General features: G+C 42.7%; 13 protein-coding genes and 1 other annotated feature. Of the genes, 2 read left to right on the top strand and 11 right to left on the bottom strand.

Going from position 1 to position 14,610, the window contains the following annotated elements:
* Window positions 1-42: 42 nt before the first annotated feature.
* Window positions 43-921, bottom strand: coding sequence for a YicC/YloC family endoribonuclease (locus tag LI288_RS05640; protein WP_227089722.1), 879 nt, complete (start codon window positions 919-921; stop codon window positions 43-45).
* A 157-nt stretch (window positions 922-1,078) separates the two neighbouring features.
* On the opposite strand from LI288_RS05640, the gene LI288_RS05635 reads away from it, so the two are divergent.
* Complete coding sequence (locus tag LI288_RS05635) at window positions 1,079-2,812, top strand: Rqc2 family fibronectin-binding protein (RefSeq protein ID WP_227089721.1); 1,734 nt, start codon at window positions 1,079-1,081, stop codon at window positions 2,810-2,812.
* Here the strand turns inward: LI288_RS05635 and LI288_RS05630 are convergent.
* The 3 genes from LI288_RS05630 to mtaB all read right to left on the bottom strand — a co-directional run bounded on the left by LI288_RS05630 (window position 2,765) and on the right by mtaB (window position 7,003).
* Window positions 2,765-3,949, bottom strand: coding sequence for a hypothetical protein (locus LI288_RS05630; RefSeq protein ID WP_227089720.1), 1,185 nt, complete (start codon window positions 3,947-3,949; stop codon window positions 2,765-2,767). The genes LI288_RS05635 and LI288_RS05630 overlap by 48 nt on opposite strands.
* Before the next feature lie 42 nt (window positions 3,950-3,991).
* Complete coding sequence (gene tyrS / locus LI288_RS05625; protein WP_022431234.1) at window positions 3,992-5,215, bottom strand: tyrosine--tRNA ligase; 1,224 nt, start codon at window positions 5,213-5,215, stop codon at window positions 3,992-3,994.
* 126 nt (window positions 5,216-5,341) lie between these two features.
* Window positions 5,342-5,594: a binding site (T-box leader), on the bottom strand.
* A gap of 80 nt (window positions 5,595-5,674) precedes the next feature.
* On the bottom strand, window positions 5,675-7,003 hold the full coding sequence (gene mtaB / locus LI288_RS05620) for a tRNA (N(6)-L-threonylcarbamoyladenosine(37)-C(2))-methylthiotransferase MtaB (protein WP_227089719.1): 1,329 nt from the start codon (window positions 7,001-7,003) through the stop codon (window positions 5,675-5,677).
* 100 nt (window positions 7,004-7,103) lie between these two features.
* Between mtaB and LI288_RS05615 the strand changes: the two genes are divergently transcribed.
* Window positions 7,104-7,337: an HPr family phosphocarrier protein gene (locus LI288_RS05615; protein WP_022431236.1), complete on the top strand. Its 234-nt coding sequence runs from the start codon at window positions 7,104-7,106 to the stop codon at window positions 7,335-7,337.
* A gap of 90 nt (window positions 7,338-7,427) precedes the next feature.
* Here the strand turns inward: LI288_RS05615 and thiI are convergent, their stop codons facing one another.
* The 7 genes from thiI to LI288_RS05580 all read right to left on the bottom strand — a co-directional run bounded on the left by thiI (window position 7,428) and on the right by LI288_RS05580 (window position 14,484).
* Window positions 7,428-8,606: a tRNA uracil 4-sulfurtransferase ThiI gene (gene thiI, locus LI288_RS05610; protein WP_227089718.1), complete on the bottom strand. Its 1,179-nt coding sequence runs from the start codon at window positions 8,604-8,606 to the stop codon at window positions 7,428-7,430.
* A 117-nt stretch (window positions 8,607-8,723) separates the two neighbouring features.
* A complete protein-coding gene (locus LI288_RS05605; protein ID WP_022431238.1) occupies window positions 8,724-9,881 on the bottom strand; it encodes a cysteine desulfurase family protein in 1,158 nt (385 codons plus the stop codon).
* Window positions 9,882-9,898: 17 nt separating this feature from the next.
* Window positions 9,899-10,636, bottom strand: a complete 738-nt coding sequence (locus tag LI288_RS05600; protein ID WP_227089717.1) for a 16S rRNA (uracil(1498)-N(3))-methyltransferase — start codon at window positions 10,634-10,636, stop codon at window positions 9,899-9,901.
* A 39-nt stretch (window positions 10,637-10,675) separates the two neighbouring features.
* The gene (prmA, locus tag LI288_RS05595) at window positions 10,676-11,632 is read right to left on the bottom strand and encodes a 50S ribosomal protein L11 methyltransferase (protein WP_227089716.1); all 957 of its coding nucleotides are present in this window, start codon (window positions 11,630-11,632) and stop codon (window positions 10,676-10,678) included.
* 25 nt (window positions 11,633-11,657) lie between these two features.
* Window positions 11,658-13,052: an aminopeptidase gene (locus tag LI288_RS05590; RefSeq protein ID WP_227089715.1), complete on the bottom strand. Its 1,395-nt coding sequence runs from the start codon at window positions 13,050-13,052 to the stop codon at window positions 11,658-11,660.
* 28 nt (window positions 13,053-13,080) lie between these two features.
* Window positions 13,081-13,698, bottom strand: coding sequence for an SMC-Scp complex subunit ScpB (gene scpB / locus LI288_RS05585; protein ID WP_227089797.1), 618 nt, complete (start codon window positions 13,696-13,698; stop codon window positions 13,081-13,083).
* 9 nt (window positions 13,699-13,707) lie between these two features.
* A complete protein-coding gene (locus LI288_RS05580; RefSeq protein ID WP_227089714.1) occupies window positions 13,708-14,484 on the bottom strand; it encodes a segregation and condensation protein A in 777 nt (258 codons plus the stop codon).
* Between the last annotated feature and the right edge of the window lie 126 nt (window positions 14,485-14,610).

Genomic DNA, 14,610 nt, shown 5'->3' with positions numbered 1-14,610 from the left:
ACTCTTTATTATACATAAGTTTCCGAAAGCTGGCAAGCAGTTTTATTCAATATTCTGAATTTGTTCGCGTACCTTTTCGATTTCTGTTTTTAAATCAATCGCCTTATTTGAAATTTCAAGGTCATTTGCTTTCGATAAAATGGTGTTGGCTTCGCGGTTCATTTCCTGTGCGATAAAGTCCAGCTTGCGGCCGATACCGCCGTCTTCGTTCAAGCAGCTTTTTGCATGGTCAATATGGCTTCTTAAACGGACAGTTTCTTCATCAACACAGATTTTATCCGCATATAAAATAACTTCCGCCGCCATTTTATTTTCATCAAACGGATTTTCTCTGAGAAGTTCTGTCACTTTCTGCTCTAATTTGCCGCGGTACTCTTTCATAATCTGCGGACTGCGTGCTTCGATAAAATCAACCAGCCCTGCCATATTATCAAGCTTATCAAGCAAATCTTTCTTTAAATGTTCCCCTTCGGTAATGCGGGCGGCAACAAACTGTTCACACGCGGCGCATACGGCTTTTTCAATAAAATGCCACAGTTCTTCTTCATCGACCTTGACTTCCTCTGTCGTAATGACCTCCGGATATCTTGAAAGTGCGGAAACCGTCATATCATTGTCAAGATGAAACTGTGATGCCATCTGTTCAAAAATATCCATATATTCTGCCGCAATGTCGCGGTTATATTTTAAATTGACATTGGTTTCGGAAAGGTCTTCATAGGTAATGAAAATGTCAATCTTTCCGCGCTGTGCATATTTTTTTAATAAATCACGGATACGCGCCTCAAAAATGTTTAATTTCTTTGGCATTTTGATACCCGCTTCCAAATATCTATGATTAACTGACTTCATTTCCACGGAAATCTTGCGTTTCCCCTCACTTATTTCACTGCGACCAAAGCCAGTCATGCTCTTTATCATTGTGTCCTCCAATCCAAACTGATGTTTCGGTAGTTTTATTTTGATTATATCAATAACCAATGTATTATAGCAACTCCTGTGCAAAAGTACAAGACACCAGTTAAAAAATGTGCTATCATGGGACTACATAAAAAATAGATATAAAGGAATTAAAACAATGGCTTTAGATGGAATTGTAATTGCAAATATCAGACAGGAATTAGAGCAGACCTTACTTGGCGGCAGACTTTATAAAATCGCACAGCCTGAAACCGATGAACTGCTCTTTACGATTAAAACACCAAAACAGCAGTACAGGCTTGTCATTTCAGCCAATGCCAGCCTGCCGCTGATTTATCTTTCAGAAGAAAATAAACCGAGTCCGATGACGGCACCGAATTTCTGTATGCTTTTACGCAAGCATTTAAACAACGGCAGAATTATCTCGATTACACAGCCGGGACTGGAGCGAATCCTTGATTTTGAAATTGAACACTTAAATGATTTAGGTGATTTGTGCCGCAAGCACCTGATTGCCGAATTTATGGGAAAGCACAGCAACATCATTTTTTGTGATGACAAACAGAATATTTTAGACAGCATTAAGCACATTTCTTCGCAGACAAGCTCCGTGCGTGAGGTGCTGCCGGGACGGACGTATTTTATCCCGCAGACCATGCATAAAAAGAATCCGCTGCAGACAAACGATGCCGAATTTGCAGAAGCTGTTTTTACAAAGCCGATGCCGCTTTCAAAGGCGGTTTACACCGGCTATACCGGTATCAGTCCTGTCGTTGCGGAGGAAATCTGCTATGAAGCTTCTGTTTCAAGCGAAAAACCGGCAAACTGTCTGGAGGAAAATGAGCAGCTTCACTTATACCACATTTTTTCGGACTGCATGGAACAGGTAAAAAGCGGTCAGTTTGCGCCGAATATTTTTTATGAAAACGGTGAACCAAAGGAATTTTCAGCGATTCCGATGGCGATGTATGCGGACTGTACGCCGTTTGATTCTATCAGTGCCCTGCTTCGAAGCTTTTATTCGGAAAAAGATAAATTTACGCGAATCCGCCAGAAATCTTCGGATTTGCGACGGATTGTATCAACAGCACTGGAGCGTTCCTATAAAAAGCTGGATATTCAGGAAAAACAGTTAAAGGATACCGAAAAGAGAGAAAAATTCCGTGTATACGGGGAATTGATTAACACCTACGGTTACAATATCCCGGAGGGTGCAAAGTCTTTTACGGCATTAAATTATTACACCAACGAGGAGATTTCCATTCCGCTTGATCCGATGCTCACACCGTCTGAAAATGCCGTGAAATATTTTAACCGCTACAATAAGCTTAAACGTACATTTGAAGCAGATTCCAAGCTGATTGAGGAAACAAAAGCGGAAACACAGCATCTGGAATCTATTGCAACGGCACTTGATATTGCGGTCAATGAAGAAGACCTTGTCGAATTAAAAGAAGAACTGATTCAGGCAGGCTACATTCACCGCAAGGGCAAAGGCGGCAAAAAGGAAAAAGTGACGAGTAAACCGTTCCACTACATTTCTTCGGACGGTTTTGATATGTATGTCGGAAAGAATAATTTTCAGAATGATGAGCTTACCTTTAAATTTGCAAACGGCAATGACTGGTGGTTTCATGCAAAAAAAATGCCGGGTTCCCACGTTATCGTAAGAACCGGCGGCAAAGAACTGCCTGACCGCACCTTTGAAGAAGCGGCAAGTCTTGCGGCTTATTACTCCAAAGGACGCGACCAGGACAAGGTTGAAATTGATTATGTAATTAAGAAAGAGGTTAAAAAACCTGCTTCTGCCAAACCGGGATTTGTCGTTTATTACACGAATTACTCAATGATGGCTTCCACGGATATTTCCGCGATAAAGCAGGCCGATTAATCCGATGACATCTGCAGCGGCGGCGGTAATATACATTGCCGGAAGCCCCGCGGTAAATCCGCAGATAAGAATCCCTATGATACTGACTGCTGTGGCAATGCCGCAGACAGCCAGTATTTTTTTTGTACTGCCCTGCTCCTGCAAAATCATAACCACAAGGGCCATTAAAAAGACCATATCCAGAATGTAAACGAGCATATAAAGCGGATATGCACTTTCAATGACATCACACAGTTTTTCATCAAACGTCAGATACCCGAACAGCGGCGGCGCATTGAATAAATACACGATACTGCGCACGACACCGATAACCGTTAAAATGCCAGGCACAAGCCATGCAGAGCGTAATTTTTCAGGCAATGGCAGTTTGACTTTGGAAAGCACAATGACACCCAGTACGGTAAGAATCAGATACAATACATACGGATAGTCAAAAAACCATTCCCACTCAAAATAATAACTTCGGATACACGCATAAGCTGAAGCCGTGTAAGTATCTCCACGCTGGCACAGCACGGAAATCAGTAATTCCCGCAAAAATTCAAAGATCACACTGCCCATAAGCACCGGAATAAATACGCTGTAGCAGGCGGCTTTACTGTTACTGCTGTACGCTTTCATTTTGTCAAGCCGTGTTCCCTTTACAATCACCAGGCAGAACACACCCAGTACGATTAAAAATACACCGGCCATCCAATGCAATCCCAATAAATGCTCCGGCGCTACGGTCTGTACGTCTTTTAAGTAAAAATGAACCACCATGCGGCGCAGTGCGGTATTTCCTTCAAAAATACTGCAAAGGACAATATATGCACCGGTGACAACAGCAGATGCAGAGCTTAATACCGCATAAATACCGGCACCTTTTAACTTAAAAAACATGGCGGCGGTTGTCAGAATCAGTCCGAAAACCGTGACTGCATATAAAATCCGGTAAAGGACATCCAGTCCTTTATAAAAATAAAGGCTGTAAATTGCGGCATCGGCATTGCTTAATTGCAGTGTATTGTCGTTGATACCGTTTGCAATGCGCTGAAACAGTCCGCTCCCGGCACCGAAAATCAGAATCAGCGCCATCAGTGCCGAAGCACCGATGACGGTTAAAATCCTGACATAGATAATTTCTTCTTTTTTCATAAGGCACAATCCTTTCCATGAAAATCCTTAAAACGTTTATTTTTAAGAAATTGTCACCTTGCGGAAAGTCTTTTTACCTTTCTTTAAGACCGCACCTTCGCCTTCAAAAATGTCCTTTGCAAAAGAAGCATCAATTTCCGTTACTTTTTCACCGTTTACGGAGATACCGCCCTGCTGTACGGCACGTCTTGCTTCGGAACGTGAAGCAGCAAGTCCTGCCTGATGTACCAGTGTTATGACATCGACAACACCATCTTTGAAAGCATCTTCTGTTAAGACTGCGCCCGGCATATCTGCGGAATCGCCGCCGGTAAAGATTGCTTTGGCTGTGTTTTCGGCTTTCTTTGCTTCGTCTTCACCGTGAACCATTTTTGTGAGTTCAAATGCAAGAATTTCTTTTGCCTTATTTAACTGTGCGCCTTCCCATGAATCCATTGCATCAATTTCTTCAAGCGGAAGGAATGTCAGCATACGGATACATTTTAATACATCGGCATCGGCAACATTTCTCCAGTACTGGTAGAATTCGTACGGAGATGTCTTTTCAGGGTCGAGCCATACGGCACCGGACTGTGTCTTACCCATTTTCTTGCCTTCCGAATTTAAAAGCAGGGTAATGGTCATGGCACTTGCATCCTTGCCTAATTTTCTACGGATTAATTCTGTACCGCCGAGCATATTACTCCACTGGTCATCACCGCCGAACTGTAAATTACAGCCGTATTTCTGGTATAACATGTAAAAGTCGTAAGACTGCATAATCATGTAGTTAAATTCTAAGAAGCTTAAGCCCTTTTCCATTCTCTGCTTGTAGCACTCTGCACGCAGCATATTATTGACAGAAAAGCATGCGCCGACTTCGCGGAGCAGCTCGACATAATTTAACTTTAACAACCAGTCTGCGTTGTTGACAAGAAGTGCTTTATCGTCTGAGAAATCAATAAAACGGCTCATCTGCTTCTTAAAACATTCGCAGTTGTGTTCAATCTGCTCGGTTGTAAGCATTTTTCTCATATCGGAACGTCCTGACGGGTCACCAATCATGGCTGTACCGCCGCCAACGAGTGCAATCGGCTTATTGCCTGCCATCTGAAGACGCTTCATTAAGCACAGTGCCATAAAGTGTCCGACATGAAGGCTGTCTGCCGTTGGGTCAAATCCGATATAAAAGGTTGCTTTTCCGTTGTTGATTAAGTCTTTGATAACGTCTTCATCTGTTACCTGGGCAATCAGTCCTCTTGCCACTAATTCATCATATAATGTCATAAAATCCTCCGTTTCCGCAGACACCCTGTCTTACCTGTGCGCACTTGCAAATCATTTAGATTTACGGCAAGGGCGGGTGCGGTGTCTGCATTTAAAATTCTAATAAAAAAAGCTTCCGCCCTTATTTAAAAGGACGAAAGCTGATGCTTACGTGTTACCACCTTTATTCATAAACAGCTCACACTGCTTATCTTATGAAGTACAAATATACTCCGGGTACGATAACGTGTACCAATCCGTCACTGCCTACTTGGGTACTTTCCTGTTCGGAGTGCTGCTCCGGAATGTATTCATATCTGCTTCCGGTCTGCGCCTCTCACCTGCCGGCTGCTCTCTGTTGCTTTTCACAGATACTACTTGTTTCCTTCATTGCTTTGTGAAATATATAATTATGGGTCTGATTATAATATATCATTTTATAAAATGCAAGCACTTTTAATATGGAAATTTTTACCGGGATTAAGAAAGTTCGCCGATAATATACAGTTCATCTTCTGTTATCTGCTTACAGTTTATGTTGACAATGGTATTGACGGCGGCTTCTGTCATCCGGTCACTCACCGGAACTAGCACGCGGATATAATTTTTCGTATATCCTGCCATGTAGTCTGTGCCGTTGTAAGTCATCTTTTCTTCGATTAAAACCTGCATCGTCTGACCAAGACTTTCTTTGCGGTATGCCGCAGACATTTCCTTTTCAAGTGCTAAAAGGCATCCACTTCGCTGTGTCTTAATCTTTTCATCGACCTGACCGTCCATTTTATCGGCAACCGTGCCTTTTCTTCTCGAATATTTGAAAACGTGCATTTCATAAAAATGAATCCGTTTTACAAAATCATAGGTTGTTTCAAATTCTTCTTCCGTTTCCTGCGGGAAGCCCACAATAACATCGGTTGTAATCGCCGGATTGTTAAAATATTTACGAAGGATACGACAGCCTTCTTCATATTCGGCAGTGGTATATTTGCGGTTCATGCGCTTTAAAACGCTGTCACAGCCGCTTTGCAGGGAAAGATGAAAATGCGGGCATACTTTTTCCATGGCGGCGAGTGCCGATACAAATTCTTCCGTCACAACACGCGGCTCTAATGAACCCAGACGGATTCGCTTCACACCTTCGATTTCATGAATCCGTGAAATGACTTCTAACAGACTGCCCTTCTGATTGTCCACACCGTAAGAAGTCAGGTGGATTCCGGTCAGGACAATTTCCTGATAACCGTTGTCCGCAAGGCGGTGTACTTCCTTTAAAATGTCGTCTAGTTCGCGGCTGCGGATTCTGCCGCGGGTATAAGGAATAATGCAGTAAGAACAAAACTGGTTACAGCCGTCCTGAATTTTAATATAGGCTCTGGTATGTTCACTGACCTTATCAATTTCCAGTTCCTCATAAGGCTGTTTTACCGATAAATCCAGTACACTGATATGGGATTCATGGTCAGCGGCATAATTTTCAAGAGCTTCTACAATATTAATTTTACAGTTATTGCCAAGTACAAGGTCTACCGCTTCATCTTTCTGTACACCTTCACTGTCGGACTGTACATAACAGCCTGCGGCAACGACAATGGCATCCGGGTTCATCTTCTTTGCCTTGTGAAGCATCTGGCGGGACTTGCGGTCGGCAATATTCGTTACGGAACAGGTGTTGATAATATACACGTCTGCCGGAACATTTTCATCAAACGGAACAATGGAATAACCTGCGGCGCGAAGCATCTGTTCCATAGATTCCGCTTCATAAGAATTGACCTTACAGCCCAGGTTATGAATTGCAACTTTTTTCAATTTTTCTGCTCCTGTCTTTTATTTTTGTATTGACATAATTTTACCAAATAGATATTATAACTAATAGAGTAAATATTATTTGGTAGGAGGTATTTTCGCAATGAAAACCGTAAAAATTTCGTTAAATTCTATCGACAAAGTAAAGTCTTTTGTAAATGACATTACAAAATTTGATGTAGACTTCGATCTTGTATCAGGCAGATACGTTATTGATGCAAAATCTATCATGGGTATTTTCAGTCTGGACTTATCAAAGCCAATCGACTTAAATATTCATGCCGATTCTGATGTCGATACAATTCTTGCTGTATTAAAGCCATACATGGCAAACTAATTACAGTTTTACATAGTGATTTTAATAAAAATAAAAACTGCCGCTCAAAGCTTCTGCCTTGCCGCGGCAGTTTTTATTTTGTAAAAAATCTTATTCAATGCGGATTTTTTCGGTTGTTTCAATGGCTGTCTTAAACAGTTCGTCAATACAGTCATCTAAGTTATGTTCATCACGCTGGATAATATTTAAGTTCGGCTTTGTAACCGGGTGCTTTGCCACGAAAATCGTACAGCAGTCTTCAAACGGCTGGATAGAGGTTTCGTATGTACCGATTTTTTCCGATAAATCAATGATTTCCTGCTTATCAAATCCGATAACCGGACGAAATACCGGCATCGTACATACTTCGTTGGTGCAGTACAGACTGTGCATGGTCTGGCTGGCTACCTGACCGATACTCTCTCCAGTAACAAGTCCCAGACAGCCGCTTTCTTTACCGAGTTCTTCGGCAATGCGCATCATGTATCTTCTCATGATGATTGTCAGTTCGTCATGCGGGCATTTCTCGTAAATGGCAAGCTGGATATCGGTAAAGTTAACAACATTTAATGTAATCGGACCGGAATATTTTGCAACCAGCTTTGCAAGGTCAATAACCTTCTGCTTTGCCCGCTCGCTCGTATATGGCGGTGCATGGAAATACGTTGCTTCCAGTTCGACACCGCGCTTTGCAACCATGTATCCGGCAACCGGGCTGTCGATACCGCCCGAAAGCAGTAACATTGCTTTTCCGGCTGTGCCGACTGGCATACCGCCCGGGCCCGGAATTTCTGTTGAATAAATATTAATCTTATTACGGATTTCAATCTGAAGTAAAACGTCCGGATTATGTACGTCAACGCTTAATTCAGGAAATGCGTCTAATAATCTTCCGCCCATTTCCATGTTGATTTCCATGGAATCCATCGGGTAATTCTTTCTTGCACGTCTGGCATTGACCTTAAAAGAAAAATGCTTATCCGGGTATGCGGAGTCGAAATACTTAATAACAGTATCGGCAAGGTCATCAAATCCGTTGTCTTCAATCTGTACAACCGGGCAGATGCCGATAATACCGAATACGGTCTTTAAGGCTTCTACGGCTTCATCAAAATCAAAATCGCTGACAGCCGTTGCATAGATACGTCCGTTTTCTTTGGTTACTTCAAATTCGCCGTCTGTTTTCTTTAAGGCATAGCGAATCTGTCTTACAAGGGCGTCTTCAAAAAGATAACGGTTCTTTCCTTTGACACCGATTTCTCCGTATTTAATCAAAAATGCTTTATACATAATTCTCCATTCCGGGAACACTTATATTTCCCGCCGGATAACTTTGGCGGAAGCTGTAAGGAATAATGACCGGTGGTGTTCCCTGCACCGCTCATTGATGTATTATATCATGATATTTTAGTGCCGTGTATATTTACGCAGTACCGGAAGCAGTTCTTTTAAAGCTTCCAGTGTCATATCCAGTTCTTCCTTTGTTGTTTCAAAGCTGAAACTGAAACGGATTGTGGAATCCAGCAAATCCGGGTCTAAGTGGATTGCAACCAGTGTGTTGCTTAATCCCGGTTTATTGGACGAGCAGGCAGAACCGGAGGATACGTAAATCTTCCTATCTTCCAGCGCGTGTAATAAAACTTCCGCGCGGACACCGCGAAATGATGCACTGACGATATGCGGTGCGGATTCCCGTCCCATACAGCCGTTGATTGTCACGTCTGGAAGCTTTTGCAGTTCTTCGATAAAATAACTGCGCAAATCATACATTTTCTGTATTTTTTCATCGAAGGCGCTGTTATAAATCAGTCCTGCGGCAACGCCCAGTCCTGCGATTCCCGGCACATTTTCCGTACCGGAACGCATGGCTTTCTGCTGTCCGCCGCCTAAAATAATGGGCTTTATCTTTGTTTTTTCTTTCACATACAAAAATCCGGTGCCTTTCGGTCCGTGGATTTTGTGTCCGCTGACAGACAGTAAATCAATATTTAACTTTTTCGGAACAATTTTAAATTTTCCATATGCCTGAATGGCATCTACATGATATACAATTTCAGGATTGAACTGCTTGACAATCTGACCGATTTCTTCAATGGGTTCAACCGTTCCGATTTCGTTGTTGGCATACATTACCGATACAAGAATCGTTTCCGAATCGAGCGCTTCACGCAGGGCATCTATGGATACTCTGCCCTGTGCATCAACCGGAAGGTAGGTTACGCGAAAGCCCTGCTCCTCCAGAAAGTTAAACGGCTCTTTGACGGAAGAATGTTCCACGCTTGATACGATAACGTGATTCCCGCGGCGCTTGTTTGCCATAGCTGTTCCGATAATTGCCATATTGTTGGATTCCGTTCCGCCGGACGTAAAAACCAATTCTTTTTCCTGACATTTCAGGCTTCTGGCAATCGTGGCGGCGGCCTGTTTGATATACTGTTCGGCATCGACACCTTTCATATGCTTAGAGGACGGATTGCCATAATCGTCCTGCATTGCTTTTACAACCGTTTCAACAACTTCTCTGGCACATTTCGTTGTTGCGGAGTTGTCTAAATATGCTTCCATGATTTTCTCCCATGTGATTATTGTTCTAAATGATACATCAGGACGGATAACAGCATCATGCCGGCGGTTTCTGTCCGCAAAATGCGTTTTCCGAGCGTGATGATTTCACAGCCTGCTTCTTTTGCAAGCTCTAATTCGTCCAAATCAAAGCCGCCCTCCGGACCGATAAAAACAGCGATGTCCTGACCCGGGGTAATATTTTCAATAAGCCGTTTGGTCTTTTCCATGCCGTCTGCACATTCATACGGCAGTAACTTTATCTGACAGTTTTCTGCCATTTTCACTGCCTGTGCAAAGGTTACAACATCGGATACCTGAGGCAGGATACTGCGTTTACTCTGCTTTGCCGCGCTTTCTGCAATGGCATTCCAGCGTTTGACTTTGGATTCGGCTTTTTTGGCATCGAGTTTGACGACACTCCGCTTCATGGCAACCGGAATTACCTCAAAAGCGCCAAGTTCAACCGCTTTCTGAATGACCAGTTCCATTTTATCTGCTTTGGGAAGTCCCTGAAACAGATAGATTTTGGAAGCCAGTTCCCTGCCGCGCTCGTCAACCGAGTCAATGTCCGCACGGATATGCTCTTCGTCAATCTGTGCGATATGGCAGGTGTAGTCAATATTATCCCCACTGCTGATTAACAAAGAATCTCCTGTTTTTAAGCGCAGTACATTTTTAATATGATTCACGTCCGAACCTACAATATCAATATAGGTGTCATGAATATGCTCATGCTCTGAAAAAAAATGATACATTTCCTCTCCGTTCCGAGAACATTTTTCTCTGAATCCTGCTTATCTGCGGCGGGCAGTTACGTTGACCCATTCGCCGTCATGATTTACTTCTACAATTTCAAGTTCAGGGTTCTTTTTAAAAGCGTCAACGACTTCCTGCTCTTTGGTGTTGATAATACCGGAAGTGATAAAATATGCGCCGTGCTTCATATGCTGTGTAATTTCTGCAGAAAGCGGCTCTAATACATCGGCTAAAATGTTGGCACATACAATGTCGTAACATTCGTATCCGCATTTGTCCTGAACCGCCTTGTCGTCAATGATATTTCCTTCAATGACTTCCAGCTGTGCGGCAGAAATGTCGTTCTGCTCTGCATTTTCATGGGAAGCAATAATCGCATTCGGATCAAGGTCTGTGCCAAATGCATGCTTTGCGCCGTATTTTAAAGCAACAACGGATAAAATACCACTGCCACAGCCGACATCAAGGACTTCTTCACCGCCCTTGATATATTTCTGAAGCTGGCGGATCACCATACGGGTCGTTTCGTGAGAACCCGTACCGAATGCCGTACCCGGATCAATGCTTAAAACCGCATGTCCTTTCATTTCTTCTGTTAACGGCTCCCATGTCGGTTTGATATATAAGTCACCGATGGTAAAGGTATGCCAGTACTGCTTCCAGTTGTTAATCCAGTCCTTATCTTCTGTCTGGGATTCGGAAATTGTTCCTGCACCGACATTGCAGAACAGGCGCAGTTCTTCCAGACCGTCCTTGACCTTGTCCATAATTGTATTGTCGTCTTCATCGGAGTCAATATAGAAATTGACTTTTGCACTGCCGTCATCCGGCGGTAAATCCGGGATAAAATCGACAAACATCGTCTTTGCTTCTTCCTGTGTCAGCTGTACATTATCTTCAATTTCGATTCCTTCAATGCCCAGTTCTCCGAGCATACTGCTGATAAAATCAACAGCTTCGGTTGTTGTCTGGATTGAGTATTTATTCCACTTCATTTGTTTTCTCCATTCATATAAACATTTACATATGCAGGAAAGCTTCGTAACCTCTGTAGGTTTCGTAAAGGTCTGCCTTGCTGATAACTTCAAACGGTGCGTGCATGTTCTGTACGGCAACACCGCTGTCAACGACATTCATGCCATAATTGCCCATGATATAAGCAATGGTTCCGCCGCCGCCTGCATCGACCTTGCCAAGTTCTGAAGTCTGATAGGTAACATTGGCATCATCCATAACCTTTCTTAATGCGGCAAGGTATTCTGCCGAAGCGTCATTAGAACCGCTCTTTCCGCGAGCGCCGGTATATTTCATAAAGACCATGCCATTTCCGAAGAAGGACGTATTTTTCTTTTCGCTGACACTTGCGTAGTTCGGGTCAAATGCCGCATTGACATCAGATGAGAGCATATTGGAAGCGGTCAGTGCGCGGCGCAGCTTTAATTCAGAATACTGTCCCATGCGTTCCATAACTTCTGCTGTCATATTTTCAAAGAAACGGGAGTGCATACCGGTTGCACCGACACTACCGATTTCTTCTTTGTCGACAAGTACGCATACACCTGTTTTGTCCAGATTATCTGCATTTAACAGGGCGGCTAAGGAAGGATAAGCGCAGACTTTATCGTCATGGCCGTAACCCATAATCATGCTTCTGTCGATACCGTAATCTCTTGCAGGACCGGCAGGAACAGCTTCAAGCTCGGCAGAGATAAAATCTTCTTCTTCAATGCCGTATTTTTCCTTTAACAGCGCAAGAATATTTTTCTTAACGGCTTCCTTTGCATCTTTTCCGTCTTCTTCTTTTTCATAAGACGGCATACTGCCGACAAGAATATCTAAATTTTCACCTTCAATAACTTTGTCGGCCTTTTTGCTCATCTGTTCACCGGCAAGATGAATCAGCAAATCCGATACGCCGACAACCGGGTCAGAAGCATCTTCACCAATGCAGACTTCCACGACACTGCCGTCTTTTAAAGCAACTACGCCGTGTAAGGCAAGCGGAAGTGCAACCCACTGATATTTTTTAATGCCGCCATAGTAGTGCGTATCCATTAATACCAGTTCAGAATCTTCATATAACGGCACCTGCTTAATATCAAGGCGTGGGGAGTCGATATGTGCGCCTAAAATGTTCATGCCCTTTTCTAACGGTTCTTTTCCGATGTGGTATAATACAACGGCTTTTTCCTTATTAACCGCATATACTTTATCACCGGCTGACAGTGTCTCATTTTTGGCAATGACATCCTGTAAATCACGGTAGCCCCGTTCTTTTGCAAGCCGTACTGCCTCTTTTACACATTCACGTTCTGTTTTACAGCAGGAAATGAACTGTCTGTACGCTTCAGAAAAATCAAAAACTGTTTTTAAATCCTCTTTGCCATATTTTTTCCATGCGTTTTTTCTTTCCATAATGATTGACTTCCTTTCTAAAATCTTTTTATATATCGAGTGTAATCTGTTCCGATTCGTCCGCTGCCTGCTCCTGTGCCTGCCGTTCATCAGCTTCGACTTCCATCTCAACCTCATCCTTGAACTGCTCTACTAAATCTTCACTGATGACAGGAAGCTCATCAATCGACTGTACACCGAATACTCTTAAAAATTCTTCTGTTGTACCGAAAAGCATTGGGCGTCCCGGTGCATCAAGCCTGCCAAGTTCTTTGGCAAGTCCGAATTCAACCAGCTTGTTTACAGCATGGTCACTGCTCACACCACGGATTTTTTCAATCTCCATTTTGGTAATAGGCTGTTTATAAGCGATAATCGAGAGCGTTTCCAAAAGCACATCGGACAATGCATATTTTCGCGGCTGGCTGGCAACTTTAATCAGATTTTCATAATATTCCTGTTTGGTGCATAACTGAAATGCATTCTCCAGTTCAATGATTTTAATGCCGCGGTCTTCCGCTTCGTATTTATCCATCATATTATGTACAATTTTTCTGGTGGTATCCTCATCGTGGTCAATGGCAGCGGCAAGTTTTGATACCTCCACCGATTCTCCCATTGTAAACAGCACCGCTTCAATCGCGGCTTCTGCCTGTTTTAACTCCATTTCCATTTTTTATTCCTCTTCAATATCTTCAATTAAATCCGGGTCTTTTACAACCGTGATTTCGATGTCTGCCATCGTATTTTCCTGCTGTACCGTGACAAAACCTGTTTTAATCAATTCCAGTATGACAAGAAATGTTACAATCACCGAAACTTTTGACGAATTTTTACTTAACATCTGACGGAAGCTGAACTGCTTATGTTCTTTTAAATAAGAACGTACCTGCACCAGTTTTTCTGACATACTGACTTCTTCTTTTTCGATTTTTCCGAATTTGCTCCGGATTGGGTCAATCTTTTCTTCCTGACGCTTTAAAACGTCCTGAAAAATCTGATTGAGCCGGTGCAGTGTTAAATCTCCGATAAGCTCCTCTAAATTGACAGGCGGGCGGTATGCGGCGACTTCTTTTGGAACGGTTGGTTCTTTATAAAAGGCGCGCTCCGCATCAATCTGCCGGTCCTTTAATTCATACGACATATATTTGAAAAGCTTGTACTCCAGCAGTTTTTCAACAAGTTCGGCTCTCGGATCTTCCTCAACACCTTCTTCGTTGACTTCTTTTGGCAGAAGCATTTTAGATTTAATATCCAGAAGGGTCGCTGCCATGACTAAAAATTCACTGACAACGTTTAAATCCTCTTTGTCCATCTGATTGACGTATTCCATGTACTGTTCCGTAATCATTGCAATCGGAATATCATAAATGTTTACTTTGTTTTTATCAATCAGGTGTAGTAAAAGGTCTAATGGTCCCTCGAACACCTGTAATTTTACATTAATTCCCATTATTTTTCCCACTTCTGCGTATACTAATTTTAACCGTACTTTATATTGTAACGAAAACCTGCAACAAATGCAATATTTTTATCTTTATCTTATCCGAAAAATAGTTTATAATAATAAAATCACCGT

Source organism: Lachnospira pectinoschiza (assembly GCF_020564355.1).
GTDB classification, from domain to species: Bacteria; Bacillota; Clostridia; order Lachnospirales; family Lachnospiraceae; genus Lachnospira; species Lachnospira intestinalis.
The sequence above is the reverse complement of the archived record's forward strand: the minus strand, read 5'-3'. Positions and strand labels throughout refer to the sequence as shown.